Consider the following 26,632-nt stretch of genomic DNA (forward strand, 5'->3'; position numbering starts at 1 on the left):
GCGATCGTCAGTTTGTACGGCTGGTTCGCAGCCGATCGCGGGGCAAGCCGCCCTTCTGCAACGGCAGGCGTACGTCAACCCACGCTGCCATTGCCCCGAGTTCATTTGCCCTCCGCTCGTCACATGGGCCGTCTGATGGCCCACCTTTCACACAGCGTGCCCATACTGCCCCCCGTCTCTTCATTCAAAACGGAGCATGTGATGACACTGCAATTCAATGTCCGGGATTTCGGCGCGGTCGGTGATGGACATACGTCTGACACCGCAGCCATTCAGGCCGCCATCGATGCGGCGGCCAAAGCCGGCGGCGGCGACGTTTACATTCCTGCCGGCACCTGGACCCTGACCCCGGGCGACAAGCCTGCCGATGGCGCGCTGATGCTCAAAAGCAATGTGTTCATCAAAGGCGAGGGCATGGGCACCACGGTGCTCAAGCTGGCAGACGGCACCGACCAGGCGGTCACTGGCATCATCCGCTCCGCCAGCGGCGAGGCGACCCACGATTTCGGCGTGAGCAATCTTACCCTCGACGGCAATCGAGACAACACCAGCGGCAAGGTGGATGGCTGGTACAACGGCTTCCTGCCAGGGCAGCCGGGTCAGGACAGCAATGTCACGCTCTCCGGGGTCGAGATCCGTGATTGCTCGGGCTACGGCTTCGACCCCCACGAACGCACGGCGAACATGCTCATTGAAAACAGCGTGTCCCATGGCAACGGGCTGGACGGCTTCGTTGCCGACTACCTGATCGACAGCACGTTTCGCAACAACCTGGCCTACGACAATGACCGCCACGGTTTCAATATCGTCACGACCACCCACGACCTGGCGCTGCTGAACAATGTCTCCCACGACAATGGCGGCGGCGGCATCGTCGTCCAGCGCGGCAGCGAAAACATTCCTTCGCCGTACCACATCACCATTGAAGGTGGCGAGGTGTACGGCAATGCGGCTGAAGGCGTGTTGGTGAAGCTGTCCAATGGCGTTGATATCAGCGGCGTGGACATTCACCACAACGGCACGTCCGGCGTGCGTGTCTATGGCAGCACGGACGTTGAGGTTCGCGGCAATCTGATTCACGAAAACGCGCAGAAAGCCGGCATCCCGGAAGTCCTGATCCAGCCGTTCGACGATCGCGGCGGCGTCTCCGGGAAACTTCATCCGGCTGACCACAACACCTTCGCGGACAACATCATCACGGGCGGCGACAAGAGCACCTTCGGGGTGGCAGAGGAGAGCGGGCAGTCCGGCAGCAACTCGGTGTACGGCAACACCTTCGCGCACCTGCAGGACACCGTATCGCTGGAGGGTGCGGGTGACCACGTCGGGACCAACCCCTTACTGAATGCCATCGACGGCGGCAATGGCAGCGATGCCATGGTCGGAACGGCCAAGGCTGACTCGATCAATGGCAAGGACGGGGCAGACACCCTGAACGGCGGATCGGGGGCGGACCTGCTCTGGGGCGGCGCCGGCCATGATCGACTGCTGGGCGGCAGCGGCAACGACACCCTGATCGGCGGCGCCGATGCCGACGTGCTGTTCGGCGGCGCAGGGTCGGATCTGTTCCGGTTTGCTTCGGTGTCCGACAGCTACCGAACATCGACTGCCAGCCATGCAGACCGCATCGGCGATTTCGATGCCGCCCACGACACCCTCGACGTCTCGGGCCTCGGCTATACCGGGTTTGGCGACGGCCATGACGGCACGTTGAAGTTCACCAGCAACGCCGAGCACACCCGGGTCTACCTGAAAGACCTCGACGCCGACGTGCAAGGGCATCGCTTCGAACTGGTGCTGGACGGTGATTTCAATGCCGCTCTCCCTTCAAAATCCATGGTATTTGCCGACGCCCCGACGTCGCTGGCCAGCTCATCAGCCGCAGCGGATGCCGTGTCAGTGGAGCTGATAGGCGTGGCTCAGGATCATCCGGAGGTTGGACTCGTTTGACGTAACGGCAGGCCCGTCCTTGCCCGTGCGCGAGCCCGGAACAGTGGACCGAGGGATGCACGCGCCGTGGGGCAACACTCACGGCGTGATCCCATGTAATTCCCGCCCCCATTCCCGCACCGACTTTTGCATCCTTGCGACCTTCCCGCTAAAGTCGACCTCCGGGCGTCTGCTGCGCCTGCGGTCCGCGCGAAGGGGTTTCCCAAGGCAAGCGTTTTCCCGATCATTCATTCCAGCTCCCGGCTTGTCGGCGGACCGAGCCCTGTAAGGAGTTGGCATGCCTGCCACAAATGCATCCCGTCAACACGGTCTGCTCGATGTACCTGCGTTGCGCAAGCACGCAAAACGTCTTCTCAAAGCCCTCAAAGATAACGAAGCGGAAGACACCCGGGCGCAACTGCGCGCGATGTGCCTGCCGGGCCCCGACTATCGGCTCGCCGACACCCAATGGCTGGTGGCGCGCGAGGCGGGGTTCGCCAGTTGGCCCAAGCTAATCGCCCATGCCGACGCCGTGGCATTTGCCGCTCGCCATCCGGATTTCGCGGCGACGGGTGAAGCAAAGGTTCAGCACTGGCGCTGTGGCAACGACATCGAGCGCAGCCTGCGGGTTGCCGGCTTCTCGGGTTCTTTTCATATGTTCGACGACCCCATGGTCATGGGCCCGATACCGGCGCTGCCCGACGACGACTATTGGGCGGTTCGCTCCGCGTTTGCCCAACAGGCCTTTGGCTTGTCAGCCCGTGATGCCGAGCAGCGCCAGGCGGTTCAGCGTGACGCATTGGCCCGTCTGAATGCCGACAGTGAACTGGTGCTCTGGTGCGAGGGCGATGCCTACGATCAACTGTTTCTGGTTCGCTTGCTGGCGAGTCTACCCAGCGTGCCGCGCAGGCTGGAGCTGATCGAGATCAATCGCGTGCCCGGCGTCGAGCGATTCATCGGCATCGGGCAACTGGCCCCGGACGTGCTCGCCTGGCTCTGGCCCCAGCGGCGCGCTATCGGTGAGGATGCCCTGGCACTGGCCCGGCAGGTATGGGCCGCCTACACCGCGCCCGAGCCAAGTCGTTGGGCCGGGCTCGCGGCGCAACACCATCCTGCGCTGCCGCTGCTCGGCCCCGCGTTGGCGAGGCAGCTGCAAGAACTGCCCGGTGCCGAGGATGGTTTGGGCCTGACCCAGCGACTGACCCTGCGCATTCTCGCGGAGAAGGGTGAAATGGCTGCGGGCAAGGTGTTCGGTCATTTGATGGTGAATTATGAGCCGCTTCCGTATCTGGGCGACATGATGTTTCACGCGCTGCTGAGGCCTCTCGTCGATGCGCCGCAACCGTTGCTGTACGAACAACCGGGCAGCGAATGGCCCAAACGGCTTGTCCGGCTGACGGCCCTGGGCGAGCGCGTCGTGCGCGGGGAGTTGAACGCGCTCGACCTCGGGCCCGCGGAGCGTTGGGTAGGCGGCGTGCAGATTGTTGCGGACAGTTCGCCTTGGGTGGTCAACGAAAAAGGACAGGTGTGGCGCCGCTGACTATGCCGGAAACGTCAACGACTTCTCCATGATGATTGTCCGCTCTTCGCCGTGGTATTCATCGCGAATGACAGAGTAGCCAAGCAACCTGTAAAAGCCCTCGGCCGTGATGGAAGAGGGCACACGCAACTGACTGACGCCGTGGATGGCTGCGGCTGACTCAACCGCCGCCATCAACGCGCGCCCGGCGCCTTGGCCCTGGTGTGCCGGCGCGACGAATACGCTGCGGATCGTGGCCTGATCGAGGCTCGCCGTGGCAATGATATCTTCGCCGTGGGTCGCCACGTACACCTGCCGCTGCGCCAGCAAGCGCAGGATCGCCGCCGGGGAAAAGCTCAGCTCGACCTGGGCGATGATGACGGCGGAATAGTCCTGGCGATTGGACTCGCGCAGGGCGGCCACGATGACGCGGCTGATCGCGGTGGCGTCGTCGTCTGTTGCCTTGCGGATCAGGTAGTTCATAGGGCTGTGCTCCTTGCGTCCGGGCGCGGCTATCTGAATACCGGGTGAGCAGCGCCCACCGATATTCCCCTTTCATTTACTGGGCGCTTTCATCTTGCGGCCGTTGCTGCGCCTGCTGACCAAGCAGCATATGTGTGACCTGCTCAATGTAGTCGAACACCTCGGGCTGGACCGAATATTGGTACTGCTTGCGACGGTTATTGGAAACTTTCCCATTGTTCGTCAGGCACATCATCACGAGTTTGGCCAAATCGCTGCCGCGCACGTCATAGACCTCATTTACCGTCCGCACGACCTTGTCATAGTTTTCAAGAAAGATTGTCTCTTCCCGAAGTTCCACTTCTAACGCACGCTTCGCCATTTCCAGGGTGAACCGTACCGCTGAAGTGGCATCCCAGAAGCGATAGATCGAGGGATCACCCGTGAATTCGAACGAGTACTGACCCTGATCGATCCACCGTACATCCCAGAACTCACGCGCCGGGCGAGAGAAGGACTGCAGCGTCTCCAGATACAGGCGTTCCTCGCGTTTCATGGCGACAGATACCGGCAGCAGCAAACCATTTTCCAGCGCGCCGGCGCGGCACAGGGTGTGGTGGATCAAAAAACGGGAGAGGCGACCATTGCCGTCCATGAACGGATGAAGAAAGACGAAACCGAACGAGATGATTCCAGCCGCGATGAGGGGGTCGATCCGCGCGGGCGCGTCGTTGCCCAAGGCCATCAGCTCCTCCATTAACTCACGACAGAGATCTGGCCCTGGCGGAACATAGGTGACCCCTGCGGCGCCCTGTAGCCCATTCGCCAGATGGTTCTGCTCATGCCGAAACGCGCCCGCCATGTCAAAAGGGTTAGAGATCGTTGCGTTCTGGAGATGAACCAGATACTCCTCGTCCAGTGGAATACCCTCGTGGGCCTGCCGGAGCAGCTGGATAAATTTGCGCGCCTTTTCCTCGCTAGGCGACTCTTTCTCAATCGCAAATGAATCCTGCGTTTCGTGAAGGTAAGCCCAGTTGATCGCTCGATCCATCATTCCGGTCGGGAGGCTCTGCATGAAGTGCTGAGCGCGTGCCAGGATGTCATAGTCCAGAAGTGCGACGATCTCCGGCGTACGCTCAACAGTCGCGCAGTAGGCGATTGTCCCAATACCGTTAAACTCTACCCGCCAGCGAGAATTGCGCTCTCCAGGCATCGTTACGTACAGAGCCGGATCGAACAGTGGTACAAAAGCACCTCGCACTGGAGAGTGCTGGATCAGTTCCTCTCCGGTGAAGGCTTCGCGTAGAAAACAGGCTTTGCGCAGGTAGATGCCGTTGGGCGCTTTTTCCAACTCCGCTTCCATGCTCGATGCCGGGATCTGCGGCAGTGCCTGGGCCAGGATGGTGAGATTGATGCCTTCGTGCTTGAGCGCGAACAGCAAATGCCCCAGCAGGTCATCTGGCTCAGGCGCACTACTTAACGGTACCGCCAGTATTTCGCCAATGCGCTTGATCCTTGTGACTGGCTGAATCCTGGCGGGGCGAGTCAAAGGGAAAGCGCTAAGCCTTAGCGACTCCTGCAATAGGGCATATCCAACTAAATTCATCGCGCAATTCCTTGATTCTCGGCCAATGCCATGCAGATTTTCTTCAGTGCGCCAGGAAAATCTTGAGTTCGACCGATTATCCCGATTTTTTCTTAACTTGATAGATCCCGTTTTTGACTCGCGACGGCCTCGCCGCACCCGTATCCCTGAGGATCCTGCCAGCATCCCGAGCCGGGGAGAAGCCGAACCTCCGGGCTTATCACGACTCAATTGCATGGCGCTGTCCGGCGCCGCAAAACGTCTGTGCAAAACATCCATAGGATAAGATGCCGACCCACTCGTCCCGGCTTGGTATGACCCATGAATCCCAGCATTCTCCACGCTCTGGCCGCCGCTTCGTTGTTCGGTGCCAGCACGCCGCTTGCCAAACTTCTCGGGCTCGACGTGCCCCCTGTGTTGCTCGCAGGCTTGCTCTACCTGGGAAGTGGTCCGGGTCTGACCCTTGTCCGATAGGTGCGTGACCGTGGCTGGAAAAACGCCGGTCCTGATGGGTGTTGGCGTGTGGCTTCACCTCACCGAACGTCACGGACATGAGCATCAGCACGTGCCAATGACCCACGCACACCGGCATGTTCACGATGAGCACCACCAGCACGACCATGCTTTCGAGTGGAGCGGGACCGGCGCACACAGCCATGTTCACGACCATGTGCAGGTGCGCCACAGTCACCCTCACTTTCCGGATATCCATCACCGGCATACCCATTAACGGCGTCGGATGAAGGGAGGGCGCACTTGGCCCCTGCGGTCACGCCGCCGACAGATGCTCATACAGAATCGTCGCGCCAACCAGCATCAGCACGATGCCGCCGATGATTTCAGCGCGTTTGCCCACCACGGTCCCCAGCACGCGGCCCAGCATCACGCCGATGGTGACCATCACCGTTGTCGCGACACCAATGGCCGCGGCAGCCACCAGGATATTCACGTTGACGAAGGCCAGGCCAACCCCCACCGCCAGCGCATCGATGCTGGTGGCGAAGGCGGTCACGGCCAATATCAGGAAGGAGTGCTGGTTGGGCTTTTCTTCTTCGGCCTCTTCGTGCTTGAGGCCGTTGTAAATCATGTGCACGCCGAGGATCAGAAGGAGCGTGAAGGCGATCCAGTGATCCCAGTTCTGGACGTAGGACGTGGCGGCCTGGCCGATCAGCCAGCCGATCAGGGGCGTGATGCCTTCGATGACGCCAAAGATAAGACCGGTGCGCAGCGCTTCTATCAGACGAGGCTTGTGGAGGCTCGCGCCTTTACCGATGGCCGCTGCGAAAGCGTCCGTGGACATGGCCAAAGCGAGAAGAATGAGGGAAATCGGGTTCACGGTTATGTTCCAGTCGGGCTGTGAGTCAACGACGCAACCACACGCCCGACTTTAGGCATGGATGCATCGTTGGTCTCGCCAACCCGAAGGTGTTCGTGCCACGGCAGGCCGCCGAGAATGTTGACACGAACGCTCTGTGACACGGGGTCCAGAGCAGGCTACTCCCCAACAAGGGCCGCCACTATAACGCGTGAATGTAAAAAAAATGTCGGCGCATCGTGTGTTGTTCAGCGAATCAGCTTTCGGATTAGCCCGCTTCCGACGTCGCAATACAGCCCAGGATTCTCAAGTACAGGCTCACTGTCGTACCCGACCCGGGTGCCGTTTCGATGCGCGCGTCACCGCCCGATTTGATCGCGAAATCCTTGACCTGAGCCAGCCCCAGCCCTGTGCCTTCGCCTGTCGCTTTGGTGGTGAAGAACGGCTCGAACACCTGGCGCGCGATCTCGGCCGTCATGCCAGGGCCGTTGTCATTGACGCTGACCACAAGGTAGTCGCCCTGTTGCAGCGACAGATCATCCTCCACATGCACCCAGCGGGTGGACACACGAACCTGGCCGGAACCCTTCAGCGCATCACGGGCATTGCTGAGCAGGTTCATCACGACCGCGTGGAGTTGGGCTTCGACACAGAGGACGCCCCAGCCCCATTCCGCCAGATCGAAGTCAAGATCGATGCCTTCGCTCATCGAATGGCGCATCAGCGGCTGCGCGGCGTGAAGGCGTGCCGTCACATCGATGCAGATCAGTTCAGGCCCGTCACCGCGCACGCTGGACATCAAATAACTGATGAGCTGCCGGCCTTGCTCAACGGCTTGCAGGCCGGTCTCGGCGAAACGCTCGACATCCACTGGCCGCCGGGAACGCAGGCGGGTCAACTGAAACGCGGCGCTGACGCTTTGCAGCAAATTGTTGAAGTCATGGGCAATGCTGGCGGTGAGCATGCCCAGCGACGAAATGCAGCGTGCGTTCTGCAACAGGGGCGCGACTTCACCCGGGTTTTGCTCGGCTTGTTTGAATTGTTCCTGAAAGCGCGCCAGTTGCTGGGCACGTTGCTTGCTGAGCAACCGGGCTTCCAGCAGCGCTGCGGCCTGCCGGGCCAACGCCTGCAAGGCAAGTGACTGGCGTTCGCTCAATTGCCGGGATTGAGTATCGATCACGCAGACGGTGCCCAAGGCGACGCCGCTGTCCGTGACAATCGGCGCGCCTGCGTAGAAACGAATGTAGGGCGGGCCGAGCACCAGGGGGCTGTAGGCAAAGCGAGGGTCGAGGGCCGCGTCTTCGATGACGAGCACCTGCGCGGGATCGAGAATCGCATGGCCGCAGAAGGCCAGGTCCCGGTGGGTTTCCTGCACCCCGAGGCCCACACAGGCCTTGAACCACTGGCGATCCCGATCAACCAGCGACACCAGCGCAATGGGCGCATCGCACAGCGTCGTGGCCAGCAGAACAATGTCGTCGAATGCCTTCTCGCTGGCTGAGTCCAGCACATCCAAGTGTTCGAGCGACAGGGCGCGCTCTTCCTCGTTGAAAGGAAATGGGGCGGGATGGTGGGCCATCGATAAACCGGTGCTAGAGAAAGTGGTTCGGCATCATGCGCTGTGCCCCGTCCCATCGCAAGGGCAGAGGCCTGTAGAATCCGCGGCGCGTCATTGACCCGGCACGTCCACAGAACTCCATGTTTTGGCGGCGCGGCCGTTATGGTCAGGCAGTCATGGTGACTGCACCGGTTTTAAAACTCATGGATCAAGGAGAGACTGTGTTGAACAAAGGGATCAAGGCTGTAACGCTGGGGATGTTGGTCACCGCACTGGTGCTGCCGCTGGTGGCGTGTGACAAAAAGAACACGACGCAACGCAAGCCCGAACCACAGGCCGCCGCCAGGGTTGTTGAAGAGGACCCTGACGCGCAACTGAGCACCAAATTGGGCGCCTATGTGGATTGCTTCAATGCCGCTGATGGTTCGGTACGCGAGAGTGCCGACCGATATGTCAGCTGGATTGACGATCTGGACGCCGGACCGACAGGCAAGGAGCTCAAGGTCAAGCGGCTGACCCAAGTGTCTCCCGCCGACCTGGACACCTGCACCAAGGCCGTCACACAAGCATCAACAGCGAAGCCGGCGCTGCCAGCGCTGGATGCTGCGGCCACCCAGTACCTTGCTGACCTGACCACTCTGTCGCCCCTCGTGGCGCAAGCCTACGTCTATTACGACCATGAGGATTACAAGGACGATCGCTTCGCCAAGGCCAAGAAAATGCACCAGCCACTCATGATGGCTTTCGGTCGATTCATTCTCTCCAGTGACACATTCGGCGCCGAACTGAGCAAGGAAAACGACGCGCTGTCTGCCGCGCAAATCGTCGAAATCGAAAAAAACGAAGGGCGCCACAGCGCGTTCTACCATTTGGCGTTGATCAGGCAGGCCAAGATGTTGACCGGTCAGCTCAGTCTTGAATCCTTCGACGTCGTTGAGGTCTCGAAGGCGATCGACGCTTACAGTGCGCTGCTGGATGAGTCAGTCAAGGCGACCGCCGGCGAGCCCGACTTGTCCATCAACTGGTCGAGCTTCCAGAGCCAGGCCGAAACATTTTTGAAGGAGTGCAAGGATCGCATGCGCCGGGTGCGTGATCGCGTGCCTTACAGCGAGATCGACCAGATGAGGTTGAACGGAAGCTGGCCCTCAGGTGTTGAGGGTTCACCGATGCGGCTCGTCAAGTCATACAACGATCTGGTCGACCAGGGAAACAGACTCAGGTAAGCCTTAAAACGGAGGGAATGCGCTTTAGCCGTTCCCCACGTCCACAGCATTCACATTGCTTAAATATTGCTGTGACAAAGTTTCATGTCGCTTGATCAAGCATCCAGCAGAAACAGACAGCTGACCCAGGGATTTCGGGCGGTTGGCCGGTTCTGTCAAAGGACTCATGAAATGAATGTCACCGTCTTAAGCGCAGAATACCCACGACTCACCCACGCTAACCCCCGCCAGGCGGTAGCCCGATGACTGTGCTGGTCACAGGGGTTGCGGGGTTCATCGGCTTTCACATGGCCAGAACGTTGTGCCGCCAGGGCGTTCAAGTGGTGGGCATCGACAACCTGAACGATTACTACAGCGTCGACCTCAAGCGTGCCCGACTGGCGCAGCTGGAAAATTACCCCTCCTTTCAGTTTCAGCAAATCGACATCGTCGACCCGGGCCTACTGCTTGGCCTGTTCAGTGCGTCTGGTTTCAGCGAGGTCATTCACCTGGCGGCGCAGGCCGGTGTCCGGTATTCCATCGACAACCCGCGCGTCTACGCCGACGCCAATCTGGTCGGGTTTCTCAACGTGCTTGAAGCCTGCCGCGCGTATCCCGTGAAGCACCTCATTTATGCGTCGAGCAGTTCGGTGTACGGCGCCAATACCAAGATGCCGTTCGCGGTGGAAGACGCCGTCGAGCAACCCGTTTCTCTGTATGCCGCGACCAAGCGCGCCAACGAACTCATGGCCTACAGCTATTCCCATCTGTACCGGATTCCGGCGACGGGCCTGCGGTTTTTTACCGTCTACGGCCCTTGGGGACGGCCGGACATGGCGCTGTTCAAATTCACTCAAGCCATCCTCAAAGGCGAGCCCATCGATATCTACAACGACGGCGAGATGGCGCGGGACTTCACCTACATCGACGACATCGTCGAGTCGATGAGCCGGCTGTTGCCCAGACCGCCGCCGCTCATGGACGGAGTCGCGCCGTGTCAGCTTTTCAACATCGGGCGAGGGGCGCCGGTGAAGCTTCTCGACTTCGTGCAGTGCCTGGAGTCGGCGTTGGGGATCCAGGCCAAGCGCAACTATCTACCGCTCCAGCCGGGCGACGTGCTGCAGACCTGGGCCGATGTGTCCGGGCTGGCGAAATGGATCGACTTCAGCCCGCAGGTTGGGCTGGAGCAGGGCGTGGCTGAATTCGTGCGCTGGTATCGCGATTTCTACCCCTGCGAACAGGGCCAGCAGGCCAGACAGGCAAAACAGGCAAAACAGGCCAGACAATCAAAACAAGAGATGCGGTGGGCGTGATGAGTGAATCGGTGTTCGTGTCGGTATTGATCCCGGCAAAAAACGAAGCGCAAAACCTGCCTTCGTTGCTCAATGAAGTACGCACCGCGCTGGCCGGTGAGCGCTATGAGGTGTTGGTGGTCGACGACGGCAGCACCGACGACACGCTGCGTGTGCTGCAGCAGATCAAGGCTTCAGGGTTTGAGCCTCTGCGAATCCTGCACCACGGGGTTTCCCTCGGGCAGAGTACGTCGATTTGGCATGCGGCCCAGGCCGCGCGCGGTGAGTGGCTGGCCACGCTGGACGGCGATGGCCAGAACGACCCCGCCGACTTGCCCGGCATGCTGGCGCTGGTCCGCAACGCAGGGCAGCAACAGGGGCAGGGCGAGCAGGTGACCTTGGTGGCGGGGCACCGCGTCAACCGCCGGGACACCGCGAGCAAGCGCTGGGCGTCCCGCTTCGCCAATGCCTTGCGCAGCCGCCTGCTCAAGGACGCGACGCCTGATACTGGCTGCGGACTCAAGCTGATCCAGCGAGCGGCGTTTCTGCAACTGCCTTACTTCGATCACATGCACCGCTTCATTCCCGCGTTGATCCAGCGCCATCACGGCCGAATGATCGTTCATCCGGTTCACCACCGTCATCGCCAGGCCGGCGTTTCCAACTACGGCAACCTCGACCGCGCGCTGGTCGGCATCCTTGACCTGTTCGGGGTCTGGTGGCTGGTGCGCCGCACGCGACTCAATACGCAGCCCGAGGAGATCAACGGATGAACTTCACGCGCGAAGCGCTTTGGCTAACGGTGGGATTTCTCGGTCAGGCGGTTTTCACCGGCCGTTTCGTCTTGCAGTGGCTGTACAGCGAAATCAAAAAACGCAGCGTGATTCCGGTGGGTTTCTGGTACCTGAGCATGGTTGGCAGCGCGTTGCTGCTGGCCTACGCGATCTACCGCGAGGACCCGGTGTTCATCATTGGCCAGTCATTTGGCTTCGTGGTTTACCTGCGCAACCTGCAGCTGATTGCCAAACACAAAGACCTGAAGGAATAGCCCGTGGGACGTGTTCAATCTCCCGCGTTGCAATGCCTGGCGCTGGTGGCGCTTGCGCTGATTCTGGTCGGCGCCGGCTTTGGCATCAGGCAGCCGCTCAATGTGGACGAAGAAAGGTTCTTGGGCGTCGCACTGGAGATGCTGCACAGCGGCAGTTGGCTGATCCCCCACCGGGCCGGTGAAATCTACGGCGACAAACCGCCGTTGTTCATGTGGACGGTGGCGTTTTTCACCTGGCTGACCGGTTCGCCGTCCCTGGCACTCTTCATCCCGGGCCTGCTGTCGGCGGCCACCGCCACCGCGGTGTTGTACGACCTGGGCCGACGCCTTTGGTGCCGCAGAGTGGGCCGCATTGCCGCGCTGCTGTTTCTCGCCACTTACCAGACCTACAGCATCCTGCGCACCGGCCAGATCGACAGCTTCCTGTGCCTGTGGGTCGCGCTCGGTTTCTACGGCATGGTCCGGCATCTTCTGCTGGGCCCGGCATGGGGCTGGTTCTACGTCGCGTGTCTGGCCATGGGCCTGGGCATCATCAGTAAAGGGGTCGGTTTTCTGCCGGCGTTGATGCTGGTGCCCTACGGTTATGCCGTGCGAAAGGGCTGGCCGGGTGTGGCCGTCATGCCGGGGCAGGGGCTTCGCTGGGCGACCGGGTTTCTGGTGGTGCTGGCGGGTTGTGCGGTCTGGCTGGTGCCGCTGCTTTTCACGGTTTGGCTCAAGGGTGGCCCTGACGAAGTGGCGTACCTGAAGGAAATCCTCTTTCACCAGACGGGTGGCCGCTACGCGTCGGCCTGGGATCACCGCGAACCGTTCTGGTATTTCCTCACCGTCATCCCGCAGTACTGGCTGCCGCTGGTGCTGGCGTTGCCGTGGCTGGTACCCGCCTGGCGTCGCCAACTGCGAAAGCACGACGCGCGGATTTTGCTGTTGCTGGGCTGGGTGGTCCTGGTGGTGCTGTTTTTCTGCCTGAGCACCGGCAAGCGCAAGATCTACATCTTCCCTGCGCTACCCGGCCTGGTGCTGGCCGCCGCGCCGCTGATTCCGTGGCTGCTCCGACGCTGGTTCGGCAATCGCCCGAAGGCCCGCGCCGTGTTTGGTGTCGCGGTGGTGGCGTGGTTTTGCCTGTGGTTCGGCCGTGGTTTCGTCGAGCCGTTCACCGACGGCCCCAACCCCCACAAGGTGCTGATGGGTGAAGCGGCTCGCCTGACGGACGGCGCCGAACTGGTGCTGGTCGGCTGGCGGGAAGGGCACTGGCTGTTCGCGCGCCAGCCGGTGGTGCATTTCGGGTTCGCCGATCAGTCGGCCGTCGAGCACGCGGCGCTCTGGCTGCGCACCCACCCGGCGGCATTCGCCTTGGTACCTGCCGCTGAACTCGAGCACTGTTTCACGGCAGACAAGGCTCGTCGGTTGGGGTCAACGTCGAGGGCCGAGTGGTGGATCGTCGGGGCCGACGCGGACAATGGTCGCTGCCAGCCGCCGGCGTCCGTGCGCGCTTATCGCTTCTCATGGGGTTCTGACGCGTTGTAGGCCCGATTCGCGCACGGGCCCATCCCTTGAGGAACGTTAGCGCAGAGGCTCCATGAATCATTCATGACTGCTGAAAACACCCGTTGAGATCCTCGATCAGCCCCGGCCCGGTCGGCACCCAGCCCAATCGCGCCCGGGTTTTACTGCTGTTGCTCGACATATCACGGCCCACAACACTCGACAGCCAACCGAACTTCGCCATCGCCTCGTCCGCCGGCACCGACACAACGGGCAGGCCAAGGCCTTCGCCCAGGGCTTGGGCGATGAGGCGGAACGGGATGTGGCTTTCGGCCGTTGCATGATAGCGAGCGCCTGGCTGTTGATTTTCCAGCGCGAGTCGGTACAGCTGAGCAGTGTCCGAAATGTGTGCAGCCGACCAGAGATTGAGGCCGTCGTCGACATAAGCACAGACGCCTGTCTCCCGCGCATGCTTGATGAGTTCGGTGACCAGGCCCTGTTTGACCGTGTCGTGGATTTGCGACAGGCGCATCACCACCACGTTGAGGCCGCGTTGCAACAGCGCTTCTGCGGCCAGTTCCGAGGCGGCGCGGGGATTGGGGTGCTCGGGATTGAAATGATCCTCATCGGCAGGCTCGCCCGGTGCCGGCGAACCCATCGGCGTGCCGGACGTGATCAACAGCGGGCGCTGCGAACCCCTCAGCGCCTCGCCCAGCGCGGCGATGGCCCGGGCGTCTTTCTGGCAGTTGTCGACGAAGTGGGCGAAGTCGTGATCGAACGCGGTGTGAATGACCGCGTCGCACTGCTCGGCGCCGCGTCTGAGGCTGCCAAGGTCTTCAAGGGTGCCGTGATGAGGCTCGGCACCGATGGCCCTCAAAGCGTTGGCGCCCGCTTGGGACCGCGTCATGCCCAGCACGTGATGACCTGCGGCGAGTAATTCCCGGGCAACCCGGGAGCCGATAAAACCTGTGGAACCGGTAAGAAATACGCGCATTGCTGAAAACTCCTTTTGCTGAAGCCGGCAGGATGCGCGTAACGTTTATTCGCTTAAAAGACGTGACGTTATCAGGGTATAAAAACCAACAGGATCATCATGGCCAACCCGTCTGTTCATTTGCTGGGGACGTATCTGAAGGATTGCCGGGCGCGCCTGGACCCGGCGAGTTTCGGCTTTTCCGGCACGCGGAGACGCACACCGGGTCTGCGCCGGGAAGAAGTCGCGCAGCGCGCCAATATCAGCGCGACCTGGTACACGTGGCTGGAGCAGGGGCGCGGCGGGGCACCCTCGGCGCAGGTGCTGAACCGGATTGCCGACAGTCTGCTGATGACCGCACCCGAGCGCGAGCACCTGTTCATGCTCGCCTTCGGCCATCCGCCGGAAGTGGTCTACAGCGCGCCCGACGAGGTGACGCCGCGCCTGCAACGCGTGCTCGACACCCTCGTGTTCAGCCCCGCGTTTATCAAGACGGCGACGTGGGACGTGCTGGCCTGGAACACGGCAGCGGCGGCGGTCTTCACCGATTACAGCCTGCTGCCGGTAGGGCAACGCAATATATTGCGCCTGATGTTCTGCAACCCGCGCGCCCAGGCCCGGCGGGCTGACTGGAACGCGGTGGCGCGTTTCATCGTTGCGGCGTTTCGAGCCGATGCGACCCGTGCCGGTGCGGCGTCTGAGGTGAGCCAGCTCGCCGAAGAGCTGTGCACCCTGAGCCCCGAGTTTGCGGCGCTGTGGCGCGACAATGACGTGCGGCATCAGGGCGAAGGCACCAAGCGTCTGCGCCACGATCCCCACGGCGTCATCGAGCTGGAATACTCCAACTTCGCGGTGGACGGGCGACTGGACCTGTCGATGATCGTCTATAACCCGGTCACCGCCGCCGATGCCGATCGTGTCCGGGCGGTGATCGAAGACCATTCCCGGCTGAAACCAGCGCTTTCTGTGGGACCGGCTTTAGCCGGGAAGGCGCCGGCAGTCGCACCGCACAATTGATGGCGTACGCACTGGCCTCTTCCCGGCTGAAGCCGGTCCCACTGACACCGCGCGGGTCCTGTGGGACCGGCTTTAGCCGGGAAGGCGCCGGTAATCACACTGCAAAATTGAGGGCATTCACACGGGCTCGGACGGGCTGACCGCTTCAGGCGTTGAGTCGGTCGTGGCTTGCGCATCGGCCTCAGCCGCCAGCTTCAACCGGTCGGCCTTGCTGACGTAGGTATCCTTGTTCTTCGGTGCCAGTTTGGCACTCGCCTTCTTTGCGTTGGCTCTGAGTATCTGGTTAAGTTTCTTGCGACGGTTCATGCCTGTTTACCCGGTGTGCAGATGCTGGACGGTGAAAAGGCAGGCAGTGAATCAGATCGCCGGTCAATCTGCCACACGTGTCTGGCACTATTGGCTCGAACGGACACGAAGCATTACGGCATGCTTCACCTGTCCAGCCACGAAGACATAGCAGAGAGCCCACGATGGAAGTTGAACACAGCTCATACCTGACAACCGTGCAGGCCCTGGAAGCGATCTATGGCCCGATCGCGCCGCCGTCGCTGGTCAAAGAAACCGACCATATCCACCCGGTTTACCGGCCCTTCATCGAAGCAGCCTCTTTTGTGATCCTCGCCTCGTCGGGCACAGGTGGCCTGGACGCTTCGCCGCGGGGCGATCTGCCAGGCTTCGTGCACATCGAAGACAGTAAGACGCTGTATCTGCCGGACCGGCGTGGCAATAACCGCATCGACACCCTGCGCAACATCATCGAAGACCCGCGCGTCGCGTTGTTGTTTCTCGTCCCGGGCGTCGGCGAAACCCTGCGCGTCAACGGCACCGCGCAAATCTCCATCGCGCCTGACCTGCTGGCGCGTTTTGCCGTAGACGGGAAACCGCCGAAATCGGTGCTGAAAATCACCGTCACCAGCGTGTATTTTCAGTGCAGCCGGGCGGTGATCAGGGCAGGGCTGTGGGATGCCTCAAAGCAGGTGCCGCGCAGCGCACTGCCGACGGCGGGGCAGATTCTCAAAGAGGTGTCCCAAGCGGCCATCGACGGCGAGGCGTACGACAAGGCGCTGCCGGGCCGGATCGCCGACACGCTGTATTAAACAATCCAATTCAATCCAATCCACGCCAGCGACGCGCCATGAGACTCGCCCGGGGATGGCTCGCCGACGCATTGCGCCTTACCATTGATGCCCGTCTTCGATCAAAGCGACGAATTGCCGTGAACATCAACTTCGACCTCAATGACCTTCAGGCTTTTCGTGCGGTGGTTGAAAAGCAGGGCTTTCGCCGGGCGGCCGAGTCCATCCGCATCACCCAGTCGGCGCTGAGCCGTCGCATCGAGAAGCTTGAGTCCGCGCTGGGGGTCAAACTGTTTGAGCGGACCACGCGAAAGGTCGCGTTGACCAACGTCGGGCGGGCGTTTTTGCCCCAGGTCGAACGGCTTCTGGATGACCTGGATCTGGCGCTGCTCAGCATAGGGGATGGCGGCGCCAACCGCAGGGGCACGTTGACCGTGGCTTGCGTACCGTCTGCGGCCTACTACTTCTTGCCCCACGCGATCCGCAGCTTTCACGCGCAATACCCGCTGATCAACATCCGACTGATCGACGTGTCGGCCAATGAAGTCAGTGCGGCAGTGGCGTCCGGCGAAGCGGATTTCGGGGTGAGTTTCACTGGCAACCTGGCGCCAGAAATCGAATTCAGCCCGCTGCTCGAAGAGCACTACGTGATTGCCTGCCGCCGCGACCATCCGCTGGCCATCCTGGACACCGTCACCTGGGCTCAGGCGTGCGAACACGACTGCATCACGCTGGATAAGTCTTCGGGCAATCGCCTGGTGCTGGATCGTGCGCTTTCGGGCCTGCAGCCAGGCAAGAACAGCGTCTGCGAAGCACGGCACGTCACCACGGTGCTGGGGCTGGTCGAGGCGGGGCTGGGCATTGCGGTGGTGCCGTCCATTGCCATGCCGATCTCCGCCCACCCGATTCTGGCGAAAGTGCGGCTGGTGGAGCCGGAGGTGGTCAGGCAGATGGGGGTGCTCAAACGCCGCGGACGCACATTGACGCCCGCGGCACTGGAGCTGGAACAGCGGATTCGCGCGCTGCCCGGGACGTTACCGCGGGACTGAGTCCAGGCCGGTCTCGCGAATGCTGGCCTGGGCGTCGGGGGACGACAGGAACTTGAGCAGTGCCTTCGCTTCCACGGGGTGATCGGCATTTTTCGGAATACCGGCGGCGTAGCGGGTCACCGACTGCACGTCTTCCGGAATCTTGCCGACGAAGGTCACGCCCGGGATCGGCAGCAATTCGGCGACCTGCTGGAAGCCGAGCTGGTAGTCACCCTTGGCCACAACGGAAGCCACCGGAATGCGCTCGATCATCTTGCCTTTGGGTGCCAGCTGCGGCTGAACGCCGAGTTTCTTGAACAGCTCTTTCTCGATGTAGACGCCGCTTGCGCTGTCTGAATAGGCCACTGACTTGGCCGCCAGCAGGGTTTGTTTCAGCTCGGCATCCGTGCCAATGGCAGGTTTGTCGGCGCCGGCCTTCACCACCATGCCGATACGCGAGTCCGCCAGTTCCACACGCGAGCCGGCGTCGACCTTGCCCTGTTTGATCAAGTCATCCAGGGCGTAGCCCACCATGATCACCACGTCGGCGTGCTCGCCGCGACTCAACCGGTTTGGGATGGCTTCCGCCGCTTTGCCCATGGACGGGCCGAGTACGGTTTTCAGCGTGTTGCCGCTGTGCTCGGCGTACTCCGGCCCGAGGTGTTGATAGGCCGCAGTGAAGCCGCCCGAGGTCATGACGGTCAGCTCTTCGGCGTGCGCAAGATTGTCGTAGGCACAGCAGGTCAGCGCCACGACACAGAGAGGTTTTAGTAAAGCGTTCATGACAGGGTCCTTCAAGCAGTGGCAAGTGACTGAGTGGCGAGACGGCGGTACAGCACCAGCGTCGCGGTAAAAGCGCACAGGGCGGCGAAAATCATCCAGTAGGCCGGCGCGGCCTTGTCCCCGGTCAGGTGAATGAGCCAGGTGGAAACAGCCGGCGTGAAGCCGCCAAAGATCGCCGTCGCCAGGCTGTAGGCGAGGGAGAAACCGGCTACGCGTACCTCGACGGGCATCATTTCGGTGAGCGCGGGAATCATTGCGCCGTTGTAAATGCCGTAGAGAAACGAGAACCACAGCAGCACTTCGAGCATGTGGGCAAAGGTTGGCGCCTGGGCCAGAAACGACAGCGCGGGGTACGCCGTCAGTAGCGTCAGCAATGACATCGCCAGCAGCAGCGGCTTGCGCCCCAGTCGGTCGCTCAGCGCGCCGCCAATGGGCAGCCAGACGAAGTTCGACACGCCCACCAGCAGCGTCACGATCAGCGCATCACTGGTACTGAGTTGCAGAACCGAGCGGCCGAAGGTCGGGGCGTAAACGGTGATCATGTAAAAGGCGGTGGTGGTCATCGCCACCATCAGCATGCCGAGGATGACCACGCTGGCGTTGCCGAGCAGGGTCGCGAACACTTCTTTCATCGTCGGGCGGTGTTTGCGCGTGGTGAATTCTGCGGTTTCTTCGAGGCTGCGGCGCAGCAGGAAAATGAACGGGATGATCAGGCACCCGACGGCAAACGGAATGCGCCAGCCCCACGCCGACAGTTCGGTCGGGGCAAGCCATTGATTGAGCCCGTAACCCAGGGCCGCGGCGACAACGATAGCCACTTGCTGACTGGCCGATTGCCAACTGGCGTAGAAGCCTTTGCGGCCCGGCGTTGCCATTTCGGCGAGGTAGACGGACACGCCGCCCATCTCTGCGCCGGCGGAGAAGCCCTGCAACAGCCGTCCGAGCAAGACCAGCGCCGGGGCCCACAGGCCGATCGTGGCATAACCCGGCACCAGGACAATCAGCAACGTGCCACTGGCCATGATCGCCAGCGTCACGATCAGACCGCGACGGCGACCGACATCATCGATGTACGCGCCCAAGAGCACCGCGCCCAGCGGCCGCATCAGGAAGCCTGCACCGAAGACAGCGAAGGTCATCATCAACGAGGCGAACTCGTTGCTGGCGGGGAAGAAGGCGGAGGCGATCTGGGTGGCGTAGAAGCCGAAGAGGAAGAAGTCGAACTGTTCAAGAAAGTTTCCGGAGGTGACCCGGAAGACCATTCCTGCCCTGGACTTCCCGGAGGAGGTCTGGCTTGGCGGTTGATGCATGTTGTTCTCCAGCGTTTTTTAGAGTTTGTAAGCGCTTGTAACTGGAGATTCTGTGGCAATTTTCAGGCGACGATAATCGTTATTTTTTCATCCTTTGATGCATGGACCGGATCAATCGCGGGTGCGTGGCCCTTGCTCACCGGCCGCAGAAACGTCGGCAGCCGTGATCCACGGCCGCCGACAAAAACCGCTAGCTGGCTTGGGTGCCCTTCAGCATCAGGGCCTCAACATCCGGCTGAACCTGATTCACCGCGCCCAGGTATTCAATCAGCTCGGCTGCCCGACTGCCGCGCAATCCCGCGGTGGTCAGGGACTTGTCGCGCACGTAGGTGTAGAGCCCGGAAACGGCGAACGCCTTGAGTTGGGCAATGTGCTGCGACTGCTCAGGCAAGCTGTTCTGGAACGCATCGCTCTGGAAAAAACGACGACGCGCCAGCGGGGAGGTGAACGCGATTTCCAGCATGGCCAATTCTGCGCGCGCCGGGTTGGCGAAGTGCGCGACGTTGGGCGCAGGTGGGTGCTGGCCATCGTTTTCGAAGGGCTCGCACAGGTGCAGACCAACCTTGACCACATCATCGGCCGCAGCCAGCAGCGGCCCCAGCGTCGACTTCAAGTGCGCGTGCAACTGCGCCAGTGATTCGCGGGGGCTGAAGTGCACGTGGATGCGGTCGAAGGTGTCGGTACCGTTGAAGTGCTCATCGGCCAGCGCGTTGGTCAGGGTCAGCGAGCCCTGGGGCAGGGCGTAGGCCAGGGTCTCGTCGAACATGTTCTGCTCGTCCGAGAACAGAATCGGGCTGGCCTCCTGAAACTGCTTCTGGTCCGCAGCGGATTCGAAACCGATCTCCACGCCGCCGTCCAGTTCGTAATCCTCAATCTCAATGATGCCTTCTGCCAGTGGCCAGAGATGGGCATCCTGCTGCCGGGAAAAATGGTGCTGGATGTACAAGCCAAGGCCCGGAAGCCGGGAGCACAGCGGGCCGTGGACGTCTCGCCAGTAATGAGCGAAGACGTCATGGGGCACGCGCTCACGTCGTTTGACGGTCGTGTAGCTGTTGATCTCGATCATGGGGCACCTGTCAGTCGGGAAATGTTCAGTCGTAGTGATCGGATGCAGGTGCCGCTGCAGGGTTCAACGCGTTTTTACCGGACGTCAGCGCTCGCCGCGTGGGTGACGCGAATGTCCGTCAGCCCAAGCTGGCCGGCTTGTTCGATGATTTCATCCGGTTCGGCATCGGCGTTGGGCATGATCAGGCTGTTTTCGCTGTCGCCGAAATGCAGCTCAAGCAGGTGCATCGTGGCGTCGGCCGCCGACAGCTCCGGCTGATTCAGGTCGAAGCGATGATTGCGCGGTTCGTCTTTGAAGCGATAGTCGATTGAGAAGACGGGCATGGAAGCCTCCTGGATGAAACTGGCTGATGGGTTTATTTACCGTTTTGTTTGTGCCTGACGTACATCACCGCCGTGCCGCTGGACGCCGGTCTGGCCTGCAGCTCGAACGCTTGGGGGTAGCCCTTGATCAGGTCACTGAGCTTTTTGTAGCCATGGGTGCGCGGGTCGAATTCCGGTCGCAGCTTGGTGATGTTGGTGCCCAGTGCGCCCAGCTGCACCCAGCCATCTTCGTCGGCGATGTCGTCGAGGATTTTTGCGATGAAACTGATAGGCGCTTTAGGCCGTTTCGGCGTCTCGGTCGCTGCGGGTTTGGCCACGTCTGACTGCGCGGGAGCATCGAGCGTCTGCTCCACGCTGACGGCGGCAATCACCTCTTCGCGGAGCAATTCGATGTAGATGAATTTGTCGCAAGCCGCCACGAACGGGCGGGGCGTTTTCTCTTCACCGAAACCGATCACGGTCAGGCCTTCTTCGCGCAGTCGCGAGGCCAGGCGGGTGAAGTCGCTGTCGCTGGAAACCAGGCAAAAGCCGTCGAAGCGCCGCGTGTACAAAAGGTCCATGGCGTCGATGATCAGCGAGCTGTCGGTGGCGTTCTTGCCTTTGGTGTAGGCGAATTGCTGGATGGGCTGGATCGAGTGATCGAGGAGGACCTTCTTCCAGCCGCCCAGCTGCGGCCCGGTCCAGTCGCCGTAGATGCGCTTGACGCTGGCGACCCCATATTTGGCGATTTCTTCGAACAAGCCTTCGACGATGGCGGCGGGGGCGTTGTCCGCATCAATCAGAACGGCGAGGTGCTTTTGTGCGTGACTGGAGGGGTGCGTGGCCATGGATCTTCCTTGAGAAGGGAAAGCCACACCATACCTCCAAACCCTCGCTGCAAACAGGCAACGCATTTCGTCTTCTGCGGCTCGGTCGCTCGTTCGGCGCGTTGCTGGCGACGTCGGTTTATCCCGGCACGGGCGTGGGCAAGTCTGCGCCGCTGTGCCAGGCGTGGAGGTTGGCCATGACCAGATCGGACATCGCCTGCCGGGTGTCCCAGGTGGCGCTGGCCATGTGCGGAGTGAGCAAGACGTTGTCCAGATCCAGAAGCGCAGCGGCGGGGTGTGGCTCGTCTTCATAGACGTCCAGCGCCGCGCCGGCCAGACGACCCTCGGCGAGGGCCTGGGCGAGGGCGGTTTCATCGACCACGCTGCCACGGCCGACGTTGATCAGATAGCCCTTGGGGCCCAGCGCCTCCAGCACCTTCGCGCCCACCAGATGATGGGTGCCAGCGCCTCCGCCGACCGCGACCACGAGGAAATCCACCGCACCAGCGAGTTCGAGGGCTGACGCGTAATAGGTGAACCCGACGTCCTGGGGCCGGCGCCCGGTATAGGCGATCGTCATGTCAAAACCCTGGGCGCGGCGGGCGATGGCGGCGCCAATGCGGCCCAGACCAATGATGCCCAGCTTTGCCCGGCTGACCTTGCGACTGAAGGCGATGGGGCCATCTGCCCAGGCGCCCGAGCGGGTGAAACGGTCGGCGACGCGCAGGTTGCGGGCGATGCCCAGTATCAAGGCCATGGCAAAATCGGCCACGTCGTCAGTGAGCACATCGGGTGTGTAGGTGACGTGGATGCCACGCTCCCGCGCCGCCGCCACATCGACGCCGTCATAGCCCACGCCGAACACGACGATGACTTCCAGCGCAGGCAGGCTTTCGATCAACCGGCGGCTGACCGTGGATTCGCCGTTGGCGACCATGGCGCGGATGTCAGCGGTGGATTCGTCGACGCCGGTGCCGTCCTGGTTGGCTTCCACCACCTCGTAGGTCGCGTTAAGCGCGTCATCGAGCATGGCCGGCAAACGGGCGATTTTAAGGAGCCTTGGCTTCATCTAAACCTCTTGAGACTGGAGCAGCAGTGGGGGCAGTTGCGCGGGCGGTGACAGGTGCGGCACGGGGCGCGCGGGCCAGGAACAGTCCCAACACGCCGCCGGCGAGCAAGGCTGCGGAGACCAGCAGCAGGGCGTAGTCGTAGCTTTGCGTGGCGTCCTTGATCCAGCCCATGACAGGCGGCAGGCCAAGGCCGGCGATGTTGGCGATGGAGTTGATCAGTGCGATGGACGCCGCGGCGGCAGCGCCCGACAGGTATTCGGTGGTGGTCGCCCAGAACACCGGCGTCGCCGCCCAGTTCAGACCGACCGCCACCACCAGCAAGGCGTAAGCCAGCCACGGGTTGCTGGTCCACACCGCCAGCGCCAGCAGCACACCGGCCGCCATCAGCGGCAGCGCCAAGTGCCAGCCGCGTTCGCCTTTGCGGTCGGAATGGGTGCCGTTGAAATACATGAACACGCAGGCGAACAGGAAGGGCAGCGCCGACATGACGCTGACGGTGAACGACTCCTGGCCCGACACCGACTTGACGATCAGCGGCAGGAACAGCGTGATGCCGATGGTGCCGAACGCCTGAAGCAGCCAGAACAGGCTCAACAGCCAGACCTGACGGCTGCGAAACGCGGTCTGCCAGGCGGCATGGTGGGAAATCGGCGAGTTCGCTTGTTCAGCCGCGATGGTGCGGCTCAGCCAGTCTTTCTGATCGGCGTGCAGCCAGTGGGTCGTCTGCGGCGAGTCCGGCAGATAGCGCAACACCACGATCCCGAGGATGACCGCCGGCAGGCCTTCCAGCAGGAACAGCCAGCGCCAGCCGCTGACGCCGAAATACCCGTCCAGGTGCAGAAAGGCCCCCGACAGCGGCAGGCCGATCACCGACGCCAGCGCGGCGCCGATGTAGAAGAACGACATGGCCCTGGCCCGATCGGTCTTCGGGTACCACTGCGACAGGTAGTAAATGATCCCCGGCGTAAAACCGGCCTCGGCGGCGCCCAGCAACAGGCGCATGCCGTACAGCTGATTGGCGCTCTGCACGAACGCCATGCCTGCCGCGACGATGCCCCAGGTGATCATGATCCGCGCGATCCAGCGCCGCGCGCCGACCCGCGTGAGGATGACGCTGCTGGGGACTTCGAGAAGGATGTACGTCAGAAAGAACAGCCCCACGCCGATGCCATACATGCGGGCAGTCAGGCCCAGTTCGGCATTCATCTGCAACGCGGCGACGGAAATGTTCGACTTGTCGATGTACGCGACCATGTACAGCAGCATCAGGAAGGGGATCAACTTGAGGTTGAGGCGCTTCATGGTGCTGGCGTGCAGGCCCGAATCCAGAAATGGTTGGGGCATGGGGCTTCCTGTTATTTTTTTATGGGGAGCTAGGGTGTGCTACGAAGACTCACCATAGACGACATGTCCTGATACCTCAATATGTGATTGGTCGTCCCACATATAGGGATTTATATGGCCCGACGGGGACGTTGCAGCCGATCCCGCCCCTGGCGCAGACTCCGGGCACATTTCAGGAGCGCTTCCCATGACGACCGCCAAATCCGACTTCACTACCCAGCTGCTCATCGACGCCGGAATCGGTGCGGGGATGCGCGTGCTGGACGTCGGCTGTGGATCAGGGGACGTGGCGTTTCTGCTGAACGGGCTGGTAGGCGAAACAGGTGAAGTCGTGGGGATCGATCACGATGACGCGGCGCTTGCCACGGCGCGCGGCCGGGCCATTGAAGGTCAACTGGCGTTGCCGACATTTGTTCAGAGCGGTTTGCTGGACGTGCCGGCATCGCTGGGGACGTTCGACGCGATTGTCGGGCGTCGCGTGCTGATGTATCAGCCCGACACCGTGGCGGCAGTAACCGCGTTGGTTCGGCTGCTTCGGCCCGGCGGCGTCATGGTCTTTCAGGAGCACGACACCACGATGGTCCCGGCCAGTCTCGACGGTTTCGCTCTGCACCGCAAAGCCCAGGGCTGGATCCGCGAGATGATCGCCCGCGAAGGCGCCGACCTGCACATCGGTTTTCACCTGCACGGTATTCTGGGCAATGCCGGCCTCGCCGTTGAATCCGTGCGCGCCGAATGCATCGTCCAGACCCCCGACAAGGCCTACGCCCTGGGTTACATCGTGCGGGCGTGCCTGCCGCGCATCATCACGCTGGGCGTGGCGACCGCCGACGAGGTCGACATCGACACCCTCCAGCAGCGACTTGATGAAGAGCGCATGCAGTCCGACGGTGTCTATATCGGCGACGTGATGTTTGGCGCGTGGGCGCGCAAGCCGGGTTCCTGAACCGCACGCGCTCGTCCAGTGCCTGCTGCTCCAGGTCGCTACTTAAGTGCGTTCTTGCTCAAGAAGCGAGCGGGATGATCCGCAGCGGGCAAGTGACAGGCGTCATAACGACCAAAAAGCTGGTAGCGGTTCAGCGCGATTTTGTCGTAGAGCCAGTCACGCAACACCCTCGGGAAAACCCGAGCGATGAGCAGCCAGTGCCATCGGGCGGGCAGGTGGGCCAGGATCTTGAACATCGCGTCCGAACGCACATAGAAACGGTCGTTCTCCACCAGCACGATGGTGTTGAACCGATCCTGGGGCAGTCCGGCCCATTTCAGCAGCGCCTGACCCTCGGGCGACTGCACGGCCGCCAGCGTCAGACGGTGCTCGCGGTCCTGGCTGATGATGAAGGTCGCCCAGCCATTGCACAGCTTGCAGGTGCCGTCGAACAACACGACGGCCCGGCCCGTGGCAAGCCCGGAAGCGCCGTTGGGCTTCACGCGAAGCCCGTGACAGCGTGGGGAACGTAGGGCGCTTCAAGGCGTTTCATTTCGTCGTCGCTGAGCACCAGTTCCAGCGCCGCAATCGCATCGTCCAGATGGTGCGGCTTGGAGGCCCCGACAATCGGCGCCGACACGCCACGCTGGGCCAACACCCACGCCAGCGCGACTTGCGCCATGGGCACACCGCGTTCACCGGCAATCTTTTCCACCACATCGATGACGCGACCATCCTCGGCTTCCGTTGCCTCGTAGAATGACTGGCCAGAGATGTCGGTCTTGGTGCGTTCGGTCTGCTGACCGTGGGGCCGGGTCAGCCTGCCACGGGCCATCGGGCTCCACGGCATCAGGCCGACGCCCTGATCCAGGCACAGCGGAATCATCTCGCGCTGTTCTTCGCGGTACACCAGATTTAGGTAGTTCTGCATGGACACAAAGCGGCTCCAGCCATGGGCCACCGCGACCTGCTGAGCCTTGGCGAACTGCCAGGCGAACATCGACGACGCACCGATGTAGCGCGCTTTGCCGGCCCGCACCACGTCGTGCAGCGCCTCCATGGTTTCTTCGATGGGGGTGTGATAATCCCAGCGATGAATCTGGTACAGGTCTACGTAGTCGGTGCCCAGCCGGGTCAGGCTGGCGTCGATGTTGGCCATGATGGCTTTCCTCGACAGGCCCTGTTCGTTGGGGCGCGTCGAGCCTTCCCACATGTTGGCCGGAAAAAACACCTTGGTCGCGATCACGGTTTCTTCGCGACGGGTGAATTCCTTCAGCAGCTTGCCGACGATGACTTCCGAGGTGCCTGCCGAGTAGCTGTTGGCCGTGTCGAAGAAGTTGATGCCTTGCTCGACCGCGTGCCTGATGATCGGCCGGCTGGCGTTTTCATCCAGCGTCCACGGGTGCGTACCGGCGTCCGGGTCGCCAAACGTCATGCACCCCAGGCACAGCTTCGACACGTCCAGCCCTGTGGAACCCAGCTTCACGAACTTCATGCATTCACCTCCGAAATCGGTTGA

At 61.9% G+C, this 26,632-nt stretch carries 27 protein-coding genes and 1 pseudogene; 13 read left to right on the forward strand and 15 right to left on the reverse strand.

The window, feature by feature from the left end; genetic code table 11:
• The first annotated feature begins 201 nt into the window (after positions 1 to 201).
• Positions 202 to 1,950 carry a right-handed parallel beta-helix repeat-containing protein gene (locus tag ACQKEN_RS11645; protein ID WP_427685578.1) on the forward strand — a complete coding sequence of 583 codons (1,749 nt, stop codon included), beginning with the start codon at positions 202 to 204 and terminating at the stop codon, positions 1,948 to 1,950.
• Between the two features lie 277 nt (positions 1,951 to 2,227).
• Complete coding sequence (locus ACQKEN_RS11650; RefSeq protein ID WP_427685579.1) at positions 2,228 to 3,469, forward strand: DUF1835 domain-containing protein; 1,242 nt, start codon at positions 2,228 to 2,230, stop codon at positions 3,467 to 3,469.
• Here ACQKEN_RS11650 and ACQKEN_RS11655 read toward each other — a convergent pair whose 3' ends face one another.
• Positions 3,470 to 3,931, reverse strand: coding sequence for a GNAT family N-acetyltransferase (locus ACQKEN_RS11655; protein ID WP_427685580.1), 462 nt, complete (start codon positions 3,929 to 3,931; stop codon positions 3,470 to 3,472).
• Positions 3,932 to 4,007: 76 nt separating this feature from the next.
• Entirely contained in the window at positions 4,008 to 5,516 is a 1,509-nt protein-coding gene (locus ACQKEN_RS11660) for a Fic family protein (protein ID WP_427685581.1), read from the reverse strand.
• A gap of 300 nt (positions 5,517 to 5,816) precedes the next feature.
• Between ACQKEN_RS11660 and ACQKEN_RS11665 the strand changes: the two genes are divergently transcribed.
• Together ACQKEN_RS11665 and ACQKEN_RS11670 are read left to right on the forward strand one after the other, a co-directional pair.
• Positions 5,817 to 5,969: a hypothetical protein gene (locus ACQKEN_RS11665; RefSeq protein WP_427685582.1), complete on the forward strand. Its 153-nt coding sequence runs from the start codon at positions 5,817 to 5,819 to the stop codon at positions 5,967 to 5,969.
• Positions 5,970 to 6,000: 31 nt separating this feature from the next.
• A pseudogene (locus ACQKEN_RS11670) lies at positions 6,001 to 6,225 on the forward strand (EamA/RhaT family transporter); the annotation flags it as partial.
• Positions 6,226 to 6,264: 39 nt separating this feature from the next.
• Here the strand turns inward: ACQKEN_RS11670 and mntP are convergent.
• Complete coding sequence (gene mntP / locus ACQKEN_RS11675; protein WP_427685583.1) at positions 6,265 to 6,831, reverse strand: manganese efflux pump MntP; 567 nt, start codon at positions 6,829 to 6,831, stop codon at positions 6,265 to 6,267.
• A gap of 247 nt (positions 6,832 to 7,078) precedes the next feature.
• On the reverse strand, positions 7,079 to 8,389 hold the full coding sequence (locus tag ACQKEN_RS11680) for an ATP-binding protein (protein ID WP_427685584.1): 1,311 nt from the start codon (positions 8,387 to 8,389) through the stop codon (positions 7,079 to 7,081).
• Positions 8,390 to 8,592: 203 nt separating this feature from the next.
• Here ACQKEN_RS11680 and ACQKEN_RS11685 point away from each other — a divergent pair, with 203 nt between their 5' ends.
• The 5 genes from ACQKEN_RS11685 (at position 8,593) to ACQKEN_RS11705 (ending at position 13,434) form a co-directional block, all read left to right on the forward strand.
• Entirely contained in the window at positions 8,593 to 9,591 is a 999-nt protein-coding gene (locus ACQKEN_RS11685; protein ID WP_427685585.1) for a YiiG family protein, read from the forward strand.
• Between the two features lie 242 nt (positions 9,592 to 9,833).
• Complete coding sequence (locus tag ACQKEN_RS11690) at positions 9,834 to 10,883, forward strand: NAD-dependent epimerase (RefSeq protein ID WP_427685586.1); 1,050 nt, start codon at positions 9,834 to 9,836, stop codon at positions 10,881 to 10,883.
• Positions 10,883 to 11,635: a glycosyltransferase family 2 protein gene (locus ACQKEN_RS11695; RefSeq protein ID WP_427685587.1), complete on the forward strand. Its 753-nt coding sequence runs from the start codon at positions 10,883 to 10,885 to the stop codon at positions 11,633 to 11,635. The genes ACQKEN_RS11690 and ACQKEN_RS11695 overlap by 1 nt, the downstream gene beginning before the upstream one ends.
• Positions 11,632 to 11,910 (forward strand): lipid-A-disaccharide synthase N-terminal domain-containing protein, encoded by a 279-nt coding sequence (locus ACQKEN_RS11700; protein WP_122534684.1) that lies wholly within the window; start codon positions 11,632 to 11,634, stop codon positions 11,908 to 11,910. Before ACQKEN_RS11695 ends, ACQKEN_RS11700 begins: the two co-directional genes overlap by 4 nt.
• Before the next feature lie 3 nt (positions 11,911 to 11,913).
• Positions 11,914 to 13,434, forward strand: coding sequence for an ArnT family glycosyltransferase (locus ACQKEN_RS11705; protein ID WP_427685588.1), 1,521 nt, complete (start codon positions 11,914 to 11,916; stop codon positions 13,432 to 13,434).
• 61 nt (positions 13,435 to 13,495) lie between these two features.
• On the opposite strand, the gene ACQKEN_RS11710 is transcribed toward ACQKEN_RS11705, so the two are convergent.
• Positions 13,496 to 14,386 (reverse strand): SDR family oxidoreductase, encoded by an 891-nt coding sequence (locus tag ACQKEN_RS11710; RefSeq protein ID WP_427685589.1) that lies wholly within the window; start codon positions 14,384 to 14,386, stop codon positions 13,496 to 13,498.
• A 99-nt stretch (positions 14,387 to 14,485) separates the two neighbouring features.
• Here ACQKEN_RS11710 and ACQKEN_RS11715 point away from each other — a divergent pair, with 99 nt between their 5' ends.
• Entirely contained in the window at positions 14,486 to 15,382 is an 897-nt protein-coding gene (locus ACQKEN_RS11715) for a helix-turn-helix transcriptional regulator (RefSeq protein ID WP_427685590.1), read from the forward strand.
• 117 nt (positions 15,383 to 15,499) lie between these two features.
• On the opposite strand, the gene ACQKEN_RS11720 is transcribed toward ACQKEN_RS11715, so the two are convergent.
• A complete protein-coding gene (locus tag ACQKEN_RS11720) occupies positions 15,500 to 15,688 on the reverse strand; it encodes a DUF2986 domain-containing protein (protein WP_427685591.1) in 189 nt (62 codons plus the stop codon).
• 164 nt (positions 15,689 to 15,852) lie between these two features.
• On the opposite strand from ACQKEN_RS11720, the gene ACQKEN_RS11725 reads away from it, so the two are divergent.
• Both ACQKEN_RS11725 and ACQKEN_RS11730 read left to right on the forward strand, forming a co-directional pair.
• Complete coding sequence (locus ACQKEN_RS11725) at positions 15,853 to 16,479, forward strand: pyridoxamine 5'-phosphate oxidase family protein (protein WP_427685592.1); 627 nt, start codon at positions 15,853 to 15,855, stop codon at positions 16,477 to 16,479.
• A 119-nt stretch (positions 16,480 to 16,598) separates the two neighbouring features.
• Positions 16,599 to 17,507 (forward strand): LysR family transcriptional regulator, encoded by a 909-nt coding sequence (locus ACQKEN_RS11730; protein ID WP_427685593.1) that lies wholly within the window; start codon positions 16,599 to 16,601, stop codon positions 17,505 to 17,507.
• Here the strand turns inward: ACQKEN_RS11730 and ACQKEN_RS11735 are convergent.
• The 7 genes from ACQKEN_RS11735 to ACQKEN_RS11765 form a co-directional block, all read right to left on the reverse strand.
• Positions 17,493 to 18,269, reverse strand: a complete 777-nt coding sequence (locus ACQKEN_RS11735) for a substrate-binding domain-containing protein (RefSeq protein WP_427685594.1) — start codon at positions 18,267 to 18,269, stop codon at positions 17,493 to 17,495. The genes ACQKEN_RS11730 and ACQKEN_RS11735 overlap by 15 nt on opposite strands.
• Positions 18,270 to 18,280: 11 nt before the next feature.
• A complete protein-coding gene (locus tag ACQKEN_RS11740; protein WP_427685595.1) occupies positions 18,281 to 19,579 on the reverse strand; it encodes an MFS transporter in 1,299 nt (432 codons plus the stop codon).
• Between the two features lie 190 nt (positions 19,580 to 19,769).
• Entirely contained in the window at positions 19,770 to 20,645 is an 876-nt protein-coding gene (locus ACQKEN_RS11745; protein WP_427685596.1) for an EthD domain-containing protein, read from the reverse strand.
• Positions 20,646 to 20,719: 74 nt separating this feature from the next.
• Positions 20,720 to 20,968: a hypothetical protein gene (locus ACQKEN_RS11750; protein WP_427685597.1), complete on the reverse strand. Its 249-nt coding sequence runs from the start codon at positions 20,966 to 20,968 to the stop codon at positions 20,720 to 20,722.
• A 32-nt stretch (positions 20,969 to 21,000) separates the two neighbouring features.
• Positions 21,001 to 21,795, reverse strand: a complete 795-nt coding sequence (locus tag ACQKEN_RS11755; protein ID WP_427685598.1) for an NYN domain-containing protein — start codon at positions 21,793 to 21,795, stop codon at positions 21,001 to 21,003.
• Between the two features lie 118 nt (positions 21,796 to 21,913).
• The gene (locus ACQKEN_RS11760) at positions 21,914 to 22,843 is read right to left on the reverse strand and encodes a 2-hydroxyacid dehydrogenase (RefSeq protein WP_427685599.1); all 930 of its coding nucleotides are present in this window, start codon (positions 22,841 to 22,843) and stop codon (positions 21,914 to 21,916) included.
• Positions 22,824 to 24,188: an MFS transporter gene (locus ACQKEN_RS11765; RefSeq protein ID WP_427685600.1), complete on the reverse strand. Its 1,365-nt coding sequence runs from the start codon at positions 24,186 to 24,188 to the stop codon at positions 22,824 to 22,826. The genes ACQKEN_RS11760 and ACQKEN_RS11765 overlap by 20 nt, the downstream gene beginning before the upstream one ends.
• A 187-nt stretch (positions 24,189 to 24,375) precedes the next feature.
• Between ACQKEN_RS11765 and ACQKEN_RS11770 the strand changes: the two genes are divergently transcribed.
• Positions 24,376 to 25,134 (forward strand): methyltransferase domain-containing protein, encoded by a 759-nt coding sequence (locus tag ACQKEN_RS11770; RefSeq protein WP_427685601.1) that lies wholly within the window; start codon positions 24,376 to 24,378, stop codon positions 25,132 to 25,134.
• Positions 25,135 to 25,172: 38 nt separating this feature from the next.
• On the opposite strand, the gene ACQKEN_RS11775 is transcribed toward ACQKEN_RS11770, so the two are convergent.
• Both ACQKEN_RS11775 and ACQKEN_RS11780 read right to left on the reverse strand, forming a co-directional pair.
• Positions 25,173 to 25,616, reverse strand: coding sequence for a thiol-disulfide oxidoreductase DCC family protein (locus ACQKEN_RS11775; RefSeq protein WP_427685602.1), 444 nt, complete (start codon positions 25,614 to 25,616; stop codon positions 25,173 to 25,175).
• Positions 25,613 to 26,608, reverse strand: a complete 996-nt coding sequence (locus ACQKEN_RS11780) for an aldo/keto reductase (protein ID WP_427685603.1) — start codon at positions 26,606 to 26,608, stop codon at positions 25,613 to 25,615. Before ACQKEN_RS11780 ends, ACQKEN_RS11775 begins: the two co-directional genes overlap by 4 nt.
• Positions 26,609 to 26,632 lie beyond the last annotated feature (24 nt).

It is taken from the genome of Pseudomonas sp. NPDC078416 (genome assembly GCF_050268485.1).
Classification (GTDB): domain Bacteria; phylum Pseudomonadota; class Gammaproteobacteria; order Pseudomonadales; family Pseudomonadaceae; genus Aquipseudomonas.